At 67.9% G+C, this 12,865-nt stretch carries 14 protein-coding genes; 7 read left to right on the top strand and 7 right to left on the bottom strand.

All coding sequences use genetic code 11. The features are described from left to right. Positions 1–80 precede the first annotated feature (80 nt). A complete protein-coding gene (locus ACWDTD_RS19035; protein ID WP_449748703.1) occupies positions 81–881 on the top strand; it encodes an HAD-IIA family hydrolase in 801 nt (266 codons plus the stop codon). Positions 882–911: 30 nt separating this feature from the next. Here ACWDTD_RS19035 and ACWDTD_RS19030 read toward each other — a convergent pair whose 3' ends face one another. Beyond that, positions 912–1,298 (bottom strand): SHOCT domain-containing protein, encoded by a 387-nt coding sequence (locus tag ACWDTD_RS19030; protein ID WP_449748702.1) that lies wholly within the window; start codon positions 1,296–1,298, stop codon positions 912–914. Between the two features lie 166 nt (positions 1,299–1,464). On the opposite strand from ACWDTD_RS19030, the gene ACWDTD_RS19025 reads away from it, so the two are divergent. Beyond that, the gene (locus ACWDTD_RS19025) at positions 1,465–2,493 is read left to right on the top strand and encodes an LLM class flavin-dependent oxidoreductase (RefSeq protein WP_449748701.1); all 1,029 of its coding nucleotides are present in this window, start codon (positions 1,465–1,467) and stop codon (positions 2,491–2,493) included. A 91-nt stretch (positions 2,494–2,584) separates the two neighbouring features. Here ACWDTD_RS19025 and egtD read toward each other — a convergent pair whose 3' ends face one another. The 3 genes from egtD to ACWDTD_RS19010 all read right to left on the bottom strand — a co-directional run bounded on the left by egtD (position 2,585) and on the right by ACWDTD_RS19010 (position 5,578). Then, positions 2,585–3,541, bottom strand: coding sequence for an L-histidine N(alpha)-methyltransferase (egtD, locus tag ACWDTD_RS19020; protein ID WP_449748700.1), 957 nt, complete (start codon positions 3,539–3,541; stop codon positions 2,585–2,587). Next, the gene (gene egtB / locus ACWDTD_RS19015; RefSeq protein ID WP_449748699.1) at positions 3,538–4,890 is read right to left on the bottom strand and encodes an ergothioneine biosynthesis protein EgtB; all 1,353 of its coding nucleotides are present in this window, start codon (positions 4,888–4,890) and stop codon (positions 3,538–3,540) included. The genes egtD and egtB overlap by 4 nt, the downstream gene beginning before the upstream one ends. Positions 4,891–5,086: 196 nt before the next feature. Further along, on the bottom strand, positions 5,087–5,578 hold the full coding sequence (locus tag ACWDTD_RS19010; protein WP_449748698.1) for a DUF5709 domain-containing protein: 492 nt from the start codon (positions 5,576–5,578) through the stop codon (positions 5,087–5,089). A 138-nt stretch (positions 5,579–5,716) separates the two neighbouring features. On the opposite strand from ACWDTD_RS19010, the gene ACWDTD_RS19005 reads away from it, so the two are divergent. Further along, positions 5,717–6,289 carry a hypothetical protein gene (locus ACWDTD_RS19005; protein ID WP_449748697.1) on the top strand — a complete coding sequence of 191 codons (573 nt, stop codon included), beginning with the start codon at positions 5,717–5,719 and terminating at the stop codon, positions 6,287–6,289. A gap of 31 nt (positions 6,290–6,320) precedes the next feature. On the opposite strand, the gene ACWDTD_RS19000 is transcribed toward ACWDTD_RS19005, so the two are convergent. Further along, positions 6,321–6,740: a DoxX family protein gene (locus tag ACWDTD_RS19000; RefSeq protein WP_449748696.1), complete on the bottom strand. Its 420-nt coding sequence runs from the start codon at positions 6,738–6,740 to the stop codon at positions 6,321–6,323. A gap of 158 nt (positions 6,741–6,898) precedes the next feature. On the opposite strand from ACWDTD_RS19000, the gene ACWDTD_RS18995 reads away from it, so the two are divergent. Then, complete coding sequence (locus tag ACWDTD_RS18995; RefSeq protein ID WP_449748695.1) at positions 6,899–8,254, top strand: M1 family metallopeptidase; 1,356 nt, start codon at positions 6,899–6,901, stop codon at positions 8,252–8,254. Positions 8,255–8,258: 4 nt separating this feature from the next. Continuing rightward, positions 8,259–9,449 carry a polysaccharide biosynthesis protein gene (locus ACWDTD_RS18990; protein ID WP_449748694.1) on the top strand — a complete coding sequence of 397 codons (1,191 nt, stop codon included), beginning with the start codon at positions 8,259–8,261 and terminating at the stop codon, positions 9,447–9,449. Positions 9,450–9,504: 55 nt separating this feature from the next. Here ACWDTD_RS18990 and ACWDTD_RS18985 read toward each other — a convergent pair whose 3' ends face one another. Next, on the bottom strand, positions 9,505–10,353 hold the full coding sequence (locus ACWDTD_RS18985) for a glycosyltransferase family 2 protein (protein ID WP_449748693.1): 849 nt from the start codon (positions 10,351–10,353) through the stop codon (positions 9,505–9,507). A 115-nt stretch (positions 10,354–10,468) separates the two neighbouring features. Between ACWDTD_RS18985 and ACWDTD_RS18980 the strand changes: the two genes are divergently transcribed. Then, positions 10,469–11,218 (top strand): glycosyltransferase family 2 protein, encoded by a 750-nt coding sequence (locus ACWDTD_RS18980; RefSeq protein ID WP_449748692.1) that lies wholly within the window; start codon positions 10,469–10,471, stop codon positions 11,216–11,218. A gap of 4 nt (positions 11,219–11,222) precedes the next feature. Beyond that, positions 11,223–11,567 carry a DUF2304 family protein gene (locus ACWDTD_RS18975; protein WP_449748691.1) on the top strand — a complete coding sequence of 115 codons (345 nt, stop codon included), beginning with the start codon at positions 11,223–11,225 and terminating at the stop codon, positions 11,565–11,567. A 40-nt stretch (positions 11,568–11,607) separates the two neighbouring features. Here ACWDTD_RS18975 and ACWDTD_RS18970 read toward each other — a convergent pair whose 3' ends face one another. Continuing rightward, complete coding sequence (locus tag ACWDTD_RS18970; protein WP_449748690.1) at positions 11,608–12,849, bottom strand: amidohydrolase family protein; 1,242 nt, start codon at positions 12,847–12,849, stop codon at positions 11,608–11,610. Positions 12,850–12,865: the final 16 nt, after the last annotated feature.

Genomic DNA, 12,865 nt, shown 5'->3' with positions numbered 1-12,865 from the left:
CGTGTATTCGTCGTGTCGCCGCCGTGTCGTGGTCACCCCGACGCCGGGTCCGCGTCGGGGTGTGGCCGTAGTCTCCGTACATGGGACTGACGTATCTGATGGACATGGACGGCGTGCTGGTCAGCGAGGAGCACCTGGTTCCGGGTGCCGACGCCCTGATCGCCGAGCTGCGCGAGAACGCGATTCCCTTCACGGTGCTCACCAACAACTCGATCCGCACCGCTCGCGACCTGCGCGCGAGGCTGCTGCAGATGGGACTCGACATTCCCGAGGACTCGATCTGGACCTCGGCGCTGGCCACCGCCCAATTCCTGGACTCGCAACGCCCGAACGGCAGCGCGTACGTGGTGGGTGAGTCGGGACTGACCACCGCTTTGCACGACATCGGATATGTGATCACCGACGCCGACCCGGATTACGTCGTGCTGGGCGAGACCCGTACGTATTCGTTCGAGGCGATCACCACCGCCATCCGCCTCGTCGACCGCGGTTCCCGCTTCATCGCGACCAATCCCGATGCCACCGGGCCGTCGCCGACCGGGCCGCTGCCGGCCACCGGGGCGGTGGCCGCGATGATCGAGCGGGCCACCGGCCGCAAACCGTATTACGTGGGCAAACCCAACGCCCTCATCATGCGGACGGCGTTGCGCAAGATGGGGGCGCATTCGGAGGAGACCCTGATGATCGGTGACCGTATGGACACCGACGTCATCTGCGGGCTCGAAGCGGGGCTACGGACCATCCTGGTGCTCTCCGGGATCTCGACGGACGCATCGGTCGAGCGGTTTCCCTACCGCCCCACCAAGGTGATCAGTTCGGTCGCCGACCTCCTCGGCCGCACCGCACACCCCTTCGACGACGACGCCCCGCGGTCGATGTGACCGCGGGGCGTCGTGGCGTCGGAGCCGGGCTCAGTGGGCGAGCGCTTTGGCCTTGAGGCTTTCGAACTCTTCGGGCGAGATGGCCCCGGAATCCAGCAGCGCCTTCGCATCGGCGATCTGCTGCGTCGGCGACGCCGTACCCGCCACCGACTGGATGTACTTGTCGGTCGCGGCCTGCGCCTGAGCAGCCGCCTGAGCCGACCGCTCGGCCATGCCCCTGCCGCGCCCGAGCAGATACACGATGGCCGTCAGATACGGGAAGATGATCAGGAAGATCACCCAGACCGCCTTCCACCAGCCGGACAGCTTATGGTCGCGGAACAGATCGGCGATGATGTACCACAGGACGATCAGGTAGGCGACGAACGCGAAGATCACGACCATCGTCCAAAGGAAGTTCCAGAACCCTTCCCACATGGGGTTTCTCCTTAAGAATCAGATGCGCAGTGCGCCGGCCAGCCATCTGGCCTTGTACAGCATTCCACATAATGTGATCCCGCCGAGTGGTGGACAACGCATGCCACACATTTCCACCCGGAAGGGATGAGACAACGTGGTCACCCGTGGCGGGCACAATCGGGATATGACCATCGAACTGGGACTCGACACCTTCGGTGACGTGACCGACCCTTCCGATCCGGCCAGGACCGTCCGCGATGTCGTCGAGCAGGCGACTCTCGCCGACTCCGTCGGAGTGGACGCCTTCGGAATCGGCGAACACCACCGCGACGACTTCGCCATCTCCGCACCGGACGTCGTGCTCGGCGCGATCGCCGCACGCACCGACCGCATGCGCCTCGGATCGGCGGTCACCGTGCTGAGCTCCGACGATCCGATCCGGGTGTTCGAGCGGTTCGCCACCATCGACGCGTTGAGTTCGGGTCGGGCCGAGGTGACCCTCGGCCGCGGCTCGTTCACCGAATCGTTTCCGCTGTTCGGATTCGAACTCGAACAGTACGAGGAATTGTTCACCGAAAAGCTGGATCTGTTCACGCGGGTGCGCACCGGTGAGCCGGTCACCTGGTCGGGTGCGTTGCGACCCCCGCTCACCGACCAGCGTGTCTACCCGTCCTTGGCGCATCCGCCGCTGCCCACCTGGATCGCGGTGGGCGGCAGCCCCGAGTCGGTGGTCCGCGCCGCGCGATACGGCCTGCCGCTGATGCTGGCGATCATCGGTGGCGATCCGCTACGCTTCGCGCCGTACGTCGACCTCTACCGCCGCGCGCTCGACCAGTTCGGCCATCCCACCGACCTGCCCGTGGGCGTGCACTCGCCCGGTCACGTCGCCGACACCGACGAGGCCGCCCGCGAACAGCTCTGGCCGCACTACCGCGCCAACGTCGCCCGCATCGGCGCCGAACGCGGCTGGCCGCCGCCCACCCGCATCGAGTTCGACCGGTCCACCGGACCCGGCGGCTCGCTGTACGTGGGATCGCCGGACACCGTGGCGCACAAGATCGCGCACACCGCCCGCGCTCTCGGACTGAGCCGCTTCGACCTGAAGTACGCACACGGCCCACTCCCCCACGCCGACCTCATGCGCAGCGTGGAACTCTATGGCACGCAGGTGATTCCGCTGGTTCGGGAACTACTCGCGACGGACAGCCGCTGATCGAGCGTCCACCCGCTGATCGAGCGCCCACCCGCTGATCGAGCGTCCACCCGCTGATCGAGCGTCCACCCGCTGATCGAGCTTGTCGAGATCACCTCCGGCTCAGCGTGAGCTGGAAGTCGCCCGCGGAATCGGTCCAGGTCTCCACCACCGGCAGACCGGCCGCCGACAACTCGGCCGCGAGGTCGTCGGGCGCGAACTTCGTGCTGATCTCGGTGAGCACCTCACCGCCGGCGGGTAGCACCCAGTCACGGTCGAGCGCACCGAGATACGCGTGCACGTCGCGCCGCGCACGGAGCCACATCTCGATGCGGTGTCGCTTCGGATTCCATCGCGCGACGTGGTCGAAATCGTCGACGTAGAGCCCCTTCGCATCCAGGCCCCGACGCAGCACCTCGATCATGTTGCGATTGAAATCCGCTGTCACACCGGCACTGTCGTTGTAGGCAGCCACCAGCCTGCCGGTGTCCTTGATGCGATCGGCACCCAGCAGGAAGTAGTCGCCCGGGCGCAGCGACGCCGCCATCCGCCCGAAGAACTCGGCGCGTTGGTCGTCGTCGAAGTTGCCGACGGTGCCACCGAGGAACACCGCGAGCCGCGGGCCGTCGGCACCGGGAAGCAGAAGGTCCGGTTCGGTGAAGTCGGCGAGCACCGGGACGACGTCGATGCCGGGGTAATCGGCGGCCAGGGTCTCCGCGGTCGATCCCAGCATCTCCGCGCTCACGTCCACCGGCACGTAGCTCAGCCGCCGCCCGCCGGCCGCGGCGTGCGTACCGAAGGCGTCGAGCAGCAGCCGCGTCTTGGTGGAGGTGCCCGAGCCGAGTTCCACCATCATCGATGCGTCGGTGACCTCGGCGATCGACGGGGCGTGCGCGGTCAGGATCGCCGTCTCCCGACGGGTCGGGTAGTACTCGGGTAGCCGGGTGATCTCATCGAAGAGTTTGCTGCCCCGCTCGTCGTAGAGCCACTTGGTGGGCAGCACCGGTGGCTGCTGCCACAGACCGCTCAGCGCGTCGGTGGCCAGTTCGGACTGGACGCTGATGGTCATCGCGCCAACCGCAGTCCGGCGAACACCCAGCGAGAGGGCGCGGGGAAGAAGTTGCGGTACGTGGTTCGCTCGTGGCCGGGCGGTGTGACGGCGCTCGCGCCGCGCAGCACGTGCTGATCCGACATGAACTTGCCGTTGTACTCGCCCACGGCGCCGTTGGCCGGGGCGAAACCCGGATAGGGCAGGTAGGCGCTCGACGTCCACTCCCACACGTCGCCGATCATCGCGCCGGTCGCAGCACCCGGATGGCACCGCGCGGGATCGAGGAGTTCACCGCGCGGCCGGTCCACCGACGCGGCGGCGGTCTCCCACTCGAACTCGGTGGGCAGCCGGGCACCGGCCCAGCGCGCGAACGCATCGGCCTCGTAGAAGGAGACGTGCAGAACCGGTTCATCGAGGACGAGTGGCCGGCGCCCGGACAAGGTGAACGTGGTCCACCCCGCGCTCTCGGCCGCCCCGTGATCGGCTGCCCCCTGACCGGCCGCCCACTGATCGGCCGCAGCGTCGTCGCGGCGCCAGTATCCCGGTGCCTCCCAACCTGTTTGACGAATGTGTGCCCATCCGTCGGAGAGCCACAGCTCGGGGCGCCGGTAGCCGTCGTCGGCCATGAACTCCAGCCAGTCGGCGTTGGTGACCGCGCGGTCGGCGATCTCGAAGTCCTCGAGGAACACCCGGTGTCGTGGGCCCTCGTTGTCGTAGGCGAAGCGTTCGGGGATGCTGCCGCCACCCGCATCGGCGGTGCCGATCTCGACCACGCCGCCGGGCACCGGTCGCCATCCCATCCGACCGGGTAGTCCCGAATCGTCGGCCGGGCGGTCGACGTACACCGGGCCGACGGTGCCCCCGCGGCCCGGTCCCGGCACCGAGTTGGTGGAGAACAGGTGTTTGATGTCCATCAGGATCAGTTCCTGATGCTGCTGCTCGTGATTGCAGCCGAGTTCCAGCAGGGCGAGCGCGTCGTCGTCGAGTGCGCCGCGTTCGAGAACCTCCACCATCGCGGCATCGACGTACTCGCGGTAGTGGGCGATGTCGGCAACCCCCGGTCGGGTCACCAGTCCGCGGTCGGGGCGGGGATGACGATCACCCACCGCCTCGTAGTAGCTGTTGAACAGGTAGCGAAACGTGTCGTCGTAGACCACATAGGAGGGGTCCTGACGGAGGATGAACTCCTCGAAGAACCAGGTGACGTGCGCCCGATGCCATTTGGCGGGGCTGGCCTCGGTCATCGACTGCGGCGTTTGGTCCTCGGCAGACAACGGCGCGGTGAGCCGGTCGGTCAGTGCGCGGACCGCCAGAAATCGATCGGCGTGGTGGGTGCTCAGGGGAGAAACGGATTCGGTGATGCTCACTGGACGGACCTCTCCGTGGCTTGTGGACGCGGGGTGCCGTTGGACCTCGACACGCCGACCCACTCCATCGTGCCAGGGGTCGCGGCACTGTCAACGATGATCAGCCGTCCGGTAGAGGAGGGCACCGGTGCCCAGTGCAGCACGGGCCACCGACAATTCCGGTTTCTCGGGAGGTCGGTCCTCGTCGTCCGGGAGGTCAGTCCTCGTCGTCGATGTAGTGCACCGCCGCCTCTTCCGCGCTGGCACCGGCTCCGTCGATGCCGCAGTCGGTGGCCACGGCGTCGGATTCGGTGTCGAAGCCGTCGCCCTCGTCGGGCGCGAGCAGGCGCCCGGCGCGCCGATTGCCCACCTGGTCGTCCTCGACGAACTCGTCGCTCGAATCGCTTTCGTGCGAGCGCCAGTCACGTTTCTCGTCGCTCTCGATGTCGTCGAGCGGGTCGGTCGCACCGACGTCGGGCTCTTCTTCGGACAGACGTTCGTCGAGCGACTCGCCGTCGTGCATCTCCTGGGCGGTCAGCCCGTGCACGGCGCCCTTGGGCAGGTAATCCGGCGGCGAGTAACCCTCGTCGAGCACGTCGTCCACGCCGCGGTCGTCGAGTGTGTCCTCGGGCTGCAGCTGGTCGTCGGCGTCCAGGCTGTACTCGCCGTCCGAGCCTTCCGGAGTGGTGTCGATGTCGGTGTTCACCATTCCACGATATGCCTTCGCCACGCGGGTTCGGACACGGCTACCCCTGCTCTGCCACGCCCACCCGGCCGGCTTTCCCACGCCGCCCGCGTCCGGCCGAAACGGCCCCACCCGACCCCGCCATCGGCCACAATGGGCAAGATGCTGGCCGAAATGCAGCGGGAAGCCCAGGCCCTCTACTCGGCAGGCGAGTACCACCACGCCCTCGCCGAATTCTCCGTGCTCGCCGAGATCCGCTCGCGACGTGAGGGCCCCTATTCGGTGGGTTACCTGTCGAATCTGCACGACTGCGTGCGCTGCATGTCGAAGCTGCAGCTGTGGTCGGACTCCGATTCACGATGCCGCGAGCTCTACGGCAAATACGTCCGCACCCACGGGCGCGGCCAGAACGACACCGTCGACGTCGCCAAGCACTGGGCGTGGGCGCTGGTGCATCTCGCCGACTATCCGCCGGCCATCCGCCTGTATCTCCTCACCGCCGACGCGTTGTGGGACACCGACCCCGCCCAGGCCCGGCGGCTTGTCGGTGCCGCCGTGGTGCACCGGCACGGCGTCGATCCGGCACTGATGCTGGCCGGCGACACCCTCGACGGGGTGTCGCTCGGCCACGGCGCCGACGTCTATGCGGCGGTCACCGACATCGTGGCGACGCTGCCGCCGGGCACCCGCGACTCCGACGAGCGGGTGAGCATCGACGGTCTCGCGATCGCGTGAACCCCCGCTTCCGGGGTCAGCTCACCGTCGGTCAGCTCACCGTGGAGCGCCGCCGGCGGAACACATGGGTGTCGGCCGCGAGGCCACCGGCCTGCGCGAAGCCGACCGCGAGCAGGCCCGCGATGAGCGCCAGCGGGAATTCGTAACCGCCGTCGGCGGTCCAGAAGCCGTGGTCGATGTGCGCGGTGAAGATGGCACCGATCATGTCGATGATCAGCAGCACGGACACCAGCGGCAGGAACAGTCCCAGGATGAGCAGGATGCCGCCGACGAACTCCACCCAGGTGGCGTAGTAGGCGGAGAATTCGGGGAAGGGCACGTCCATCGTCTTGAAGCTGGCCACCACTCCCTCATGACCGTAGGTGTGCAGTTTCTGCCATCCGTGGGCGATGAAGATGATGCCCAGGATGACGCGGGCCGCCAACAGCGCGATGCTGCGAGTGGGGTACATGGGTTTCCTTTCGTAGATCGCGATCGGACCTCCCGGCCCGTCTGCGATCCGACACTATCCGGACCAAGGTCCGCTTACAAGGTGCGCTCCGCCACGCCTGCGCACTGCGGGTAGGCTGACACTTCGCGGGCCAGCGGAGATGACGACAGGAGTGATGGGTGCCGGGTAAGTCGGGCAAGATTCCGCGGCAGCCCGTTCTCGGATCACCCGTTGATGTCATCGACCCCTATCTTCCCGACAACGGCAACCTCGGGTATCGGATTTCGCGATACGACCTCGAACTGGAATACAAGGTCTCGAGCAACCGGCTCGAGGGCACCGCGGTCCTCACCGCGACGTCGTATGTGGACCTGCGCCGGTTCAGCCTCGATCTGGGATCGGCCCTGCATGTCTCGCGGGTCAGCGTGAACGACAAGCGCGTTCGGTACAGCCACCGCAATCGCAAACTCACCATCACTCCCGGCACCCCGATCCCGCCCGGCGGTGCGATGACGATCGTGGTGCGTTACAGCGGGTCGCCGCGACCGATCCGCGGCCTCTGGGGCGAGGTGGGCTGGGAAGAACTCTCCGACGGCGCGCTGTGCGCGAATCAGCCCAACGGCGCGGCGTCGTGGTTTCCGTGCGACGACCATCCCAGCGCCAAGGCGCCCTACCGGATCGCCATCACCACCGACAGCCCGTACTACGCACTGGCCAACGGCGTCCTCGAGTCACGCCGGGTGCGTGCCGCGCAGACCACCTGGGTGTACCAGCAGCTCGAGCCGATGCCCACCTACCTCGCGTCGGTGCAGATCGGGATGTACGAGCACATTCGCCTCGCGTCGCGTCCGGTCGCGGTGGCCGCCGTGCTCCCACCGCGGCTCAAGGGCAACTTCCGGATCGACTTCGCCCGCCAGCTCGACATGATCGAGGTGTTCTCCGAGATGTTCGGGCCGTATCCGTTTCCGCAGTACACGGTGGTCGTGACCGACGACGTACTGGAGATTCCGCTGGAGGCGCAGAGTTTCTCCACGTTCGGCGCCAATCACTGCGACGGCACCGGCCATTCCGAACGGCTGGTAGCCCACGAACTGGCCCATCAGTGGTTCGGCAATTCGGTGACCCTCTCGCGCTGGCACGACATCTGGCTGCACGAGGGCTTCGCCTGCTACGCCGAGTGGCTGTGGAGTCAGCGTTCGGGCGGGCGCAGCGCCGACGAACTGGCCCGCCACTACTACGCCAAACTCGCCGCGTCGCCGGTCCGGGTACCGCTCACCGATCCCACCCCGCGCAAGATGTTCGACGACTGGGTGTACAAGCGCGGCGCGATCACGTTGCACGCCTTGCGGTTACGCATCGGCGACGGCAACTTCTTCGCGCTGCTGCGGCGCTGGACCGACAAGTACCGGTACGGGTCGGCGACCACCGAGGACTTCATCGCGCTGGCCGCCAACTACTCCGCGGCACCGCTGCACGACCTGTGGGACCAGTGGTTGTTCACACCCGCACTGCCACCCTTCCCAGGACCGGCCTGATCCGATGCGGCGCGTCACCGTCGCGACCGTGGTGGCGGCGGTCTCGGGGTATCTGGTACTGCTGCTGGCCGCACGCCACCTCGGCGCCGGCGGGTACGCGGTGTTCGCGGTGTTCTGGGCCGCCTACGGGCTGGTGACCGGCGCCCAGAACGGGCAGTTGCAGGAGACCACCCGCGCGGTGCGCGCGGCGTCGGAATCCGATGTCGCACAAGGCCGGCCGCTGCGGGTGAACATCGGCATCGGCGTCGGACTGGCCGCGCTCGTGGCCACCACCGCGCCGCTGTGGAGCAGCCGCGTCTTCGACGAGCAGCGCGGGCTGTCGGTGATGCTGCTCGTGCTGGGGGTCGCGAGTTTCGCGGTGTACGCCCACCTGTGCGGCGCCTTGTCGGGGGCGGTGCGCTGGACCCCGTTCGCGGTGCTGCTGAGCGTGGATGCGCTGATCCGGCTGGGCGGTGCGGTACTCGCGGTGGCGGCGGGCTGGGGCGTGAGCGCGTTCCTGGTGGTGACCGTGATCGGTTCGGTCTCGTGGTGTCTGGTGCTGCTGGGATCGTCGGCCGCACGGCGCGCGGTGGGACTGCCCGGCGACGTGGACACCCGGCGGCTGACCGCCAACACCCTGACCGCCATGGCCGCGGCCCTCGCGTCGGCCGTGGTGGTGATGGGATTCCCGGTGCTCATCAATCTCACGTCCCGCACCGCCGACGACCAGCAGGTGGTGGGTGCGGTGATCCTCGCGGTGACGCTCACCCGCGCACCACTACTGGTGCCGCTCAACAGTTTTCAGGGTTTTCTGATCTCCCGTTTCGTCGCCGCCCGGCCGCGGGTGGCCACCTCACTGGCCGCCCCGCTGGCGGTGGTGGCGGTGATCGGTGCGGTGGGTGCGGTGGCCGCATGGGCGATCGGCTCGTGGCTGCTCACACATGTCTTCGGCGGCGATTACACGCTGCCCGGACTCACCCTGGCCTGGTTCACCCTGGGCGCCACCGCGCTGGGGGTGCTCACGGTCACCGGGTCGGCGACCGTCGCGGTGGGCGCGCATCGCTGGTACGCCGCCGGCTGGTGGGTGGCCGCGGCCGCGTGTGCCGCACTGCTCACCGTCCCCCTGTCGGTGGCCGACCGCGTCGCGCTCTCGCTGATCGCGGGGCCGCTGGTGGGCGTGTCGGTGCACGTGTTGGGGCTCGCGCGAGCGCAATAGGTCCACAAACGTCACGGCTGAGGCCGGCGACCTGCACCGGTGCAGTCGGCACCCCTCAGCGGTGACCCTTGTGGACGGCCATCGTGGACACCGCCCTGGACATCGCGTGATGCAGGCGCGAGGTGAGATGCAGGCGAGCCGCCCGAGCCGCGTGCGGCCACCCGTGTTGTGCGCAGCGCACCGCCTCGTCGGCGAAGAACCGGTTCTCCTCGGCGAAGCGCCGACCGTCGACGGCCTGCACCGAACTCACCGACGCGTCGTGGCGACGGTAACGGAACACCACCGCCGGATCGTGCACCAGTTCCGCACCCGCGAACGCGAGGTCGACGAGCAACGCGAGGTCGAGGACCACGTCGAGCCCAGGCCGGAACCCGACCCGCCGTACCGGCTCGGTACACCACAGCAGCGACGGGAAGTACGTCCAGTTCCCGCGATACAGGCTGGTGGCCATCACCTCTCCGCGCAGCACTGCCGGACCCGACGGCGCGAGGAAGGCCTTGATGCGGTCGCCGATCGGGCGCACCACCCGGTCCTGCGAGTCGATCACCTCGACACCCGGCGCCACCACCGCGGCGTCGGGATGCCGGTCGGAGATCGACCGCACCGTGGACAGATAGTCGGGCAGCATCACATCGTCGCAGCCCATCACGACGAACCGATCCGCGGTGACGAGGTCGACGCAGCGGCGGAAGTTGCCGTTCACACCCAGATTGGTCTCGTTGCGCTGGTAGTGCACACGCGCATCGTCGAGCGAGGTCAGCCATTCGCGCGGCTCCGGGTCGGGGTAGCAGTCGTCGACCACCACCAGCCGCAGGTCCTGATCGGATTGGCCGAGCACGCTGGTGACCGACTGACGGAACTGGTCGACGTCGCCGTAGAAGGGCATCATCACGTCGATCGGCACCGCTACAGGGTAATCAGGTGCGCGAGGCCTCATCAGCCCGGTCGCGGCACGCACGTTCGCGCGCCGGGAACGGGCGTGACATGGACCCGCCGTTCTGGGCGATAGGGTGACGTACATGACGGAGGCCTCAGCGAACAGGGGGGCGACCACCAACGACGACGTGTGGCTGGTGATCCCCGTGTTCAACGAGGGCGAGGTGATCCGCGACGTGGTCGTCAACGCCGCGAAGACCTTTCCCAACATCGTGTGCGTCGACGACGGCTCCCGCGACAATTCCGCCGCCGAGATCAAGGCGGCCGCACGCGTGGTGACCCCCGAGGGCGGAGGGGGAATCCGCCTCGTGCGGCACCCGGTGAATCTCGGCCAGGGCGCCGCGATCCAGACCGGCGTCGAATATGCGCGGGCACAGCCGGGTGCGCGGTATTTCGTCACCTTCGACGCCGACGGTCAGCATCAGGTGCACGACGTGGTGGCCATGGTCGATCGCCTGCGCACCGAGCCGATCGACATCGTCGTCGGCACACGCTTCGCCGACGGACGCAGCGAGTCCGTACCGCTACTCAAGCGCATCGTGCTGCGGACGGTGGTGTTCCTGAGCCCACGCACCCGACGACTCGGCCTCAGCGATGCGCACAACGGACTGCGGGCCTTCAACAAGACCGTCGCCGACGAGCTCGACCTGCTGATGGCCGGGATGAGTCACGCATCGGAGTTCGTGACCCTCATCGACCACCACCACTGGCGGGTGGCCGAACAACCGGTCACCATCCTGTACACCGATTACTCACGCGCCAAGGGGCAGTCGCTGATCAACGGGGTCAACATCGTGGCCGACGGCCTGCTCCACGGACGTATGCGGAGGTAATGCCATGATCGTCATCCAGATCCTGCTGGTGGCCGCCGCGCTGGGGCTGGTGTGGTTCTTCCTCACCAATCGGGGCAACGCCCGATCGTCGGCCGGCGTGAAACTGCTGTTCGTCGCGTTCGTGGCCTTCGGCATCTACGCGATGCTGCGGCCCAACGACCTGACCGTGGTGGCCGGGTGGGTCGGGGTGGGCCGCGGCACCGATCTCGTGCTGTACTGCCTGGTCATCGCGTTCGCGTTCACCACGGTGGCCACCTATCTGCGGTTTCGCGAACTCGAGATCCGCTACGCGCGGCTCGCACGGGCCGTCGCCCTGCAGAACGCGGAATCGGAGAACGCCGACAACTGAGCCCCGGCCGGCTGGCCGGGGCCCAGGAAACGACGTCGGATCAGGCGTTGGCGAACTCGCCGCGGTTGATGGCGGTCTTGCCTTCCTTGATCACCAGCAGGATGTTCTCGTGCTCGCCCACCGACTTGATGTCGTCGAGCGGGTTGCCGCGCACCACCACGAGATCGGCGATCTTGCCGGCCTCGACGGTGCCCAGCTTGTCGCCGAGCCCGCACAGGTCCGCCGAGGTCTTGGTACCGGCGACGATCGCCTGCAGCGGGGTCATGCCACCGAACTCCACCAGCAGGGCGAGTTCCTTCAGGCTGTCGCCGTGGTCGGGCGAGAGTCCCGCATCGGTTCCCAGACCCACCCGGATACCTGCCGCCACCGACTCACCGACCGCCACGTGTGCCTTCTCATGCCATTCCTTGCTCTTGGCGAGGCTGTCCGGCGACGTGGTGACGTCCTTCATGGTTTCGAGAAGGGTCGGGATCAAGAAGGTGCCCTGCTCCACCATCTGCGCGCGCAGTTCCTCGTCGAGGTCATAGCCGTGTTCGACGCTGTGCACCCCGGCCTCCACCGCGGCACGGATGCCGGGGTAGCCGATGGCGTGGGCGGCCACCGGAACGCCGCCGTAGTTCTGGCCCTCTTCGACGATGGCCGCGACCGCTTCCTCACGAAGGCCCAGCCAGGTCGGCTGGTCGTTCGGAGAGGCCACACCGCCGGACGACGCCACCTTGATCACGTCGACACCCATCCGGATCAGCTCACGTGCCCGCTTGCGCGCTTCGTCGACGGTGTCGACGCGGTAACCGCCGACCTCGGCGGTGACGTCGACACCCGACTTGAGGTGGAAGTCGGCGTGACCGGCGGTCTGGCTGAGCATGTTCACCGCCACCAGCAGTCGCGGACCCTCGACGAGTCCGTGGGCCACGGCGTCGCGGACGCCCACATCGACGCCCATGAGGTCACGCACGGTGGTCACGCCCGCGTGCAGGGTGACCTTGAGGCGGTCGATCAGCTGGTAGTACCGGTAGGCAGGCGGCACCAGTGCGATCGCGTACGGGCTGCCCTTCGTACCCGGGAGCGACAGATGCACGTGGCAGTCGAAGAACCCGGGGCATAGCGTGTTGCCCTCGAGGTCGATCGTGGTGGGTGCGGGTGCACCGTCGGCGGGCTGCGGAGCGCCCGACGCCGGGCCCGCGTAGGTGATCTTGCCGTCGTCGACGATCACGACGGCGTCGGGGATCGGATCGGCGCCGGTGCCGTCGATGAGGACGGCGTTGCGCAACAAGGTGGTCATGACCTCGTTCTACTCC

Source organism: Gordonia sp. NPDC003425 (genome assembly GCF_053588635.1).
The sequence above is the reverse complement of the archived record's forward strand: the minus strand, read 5'-3'. Positions and strand labels throughout refer to the sequence as shown.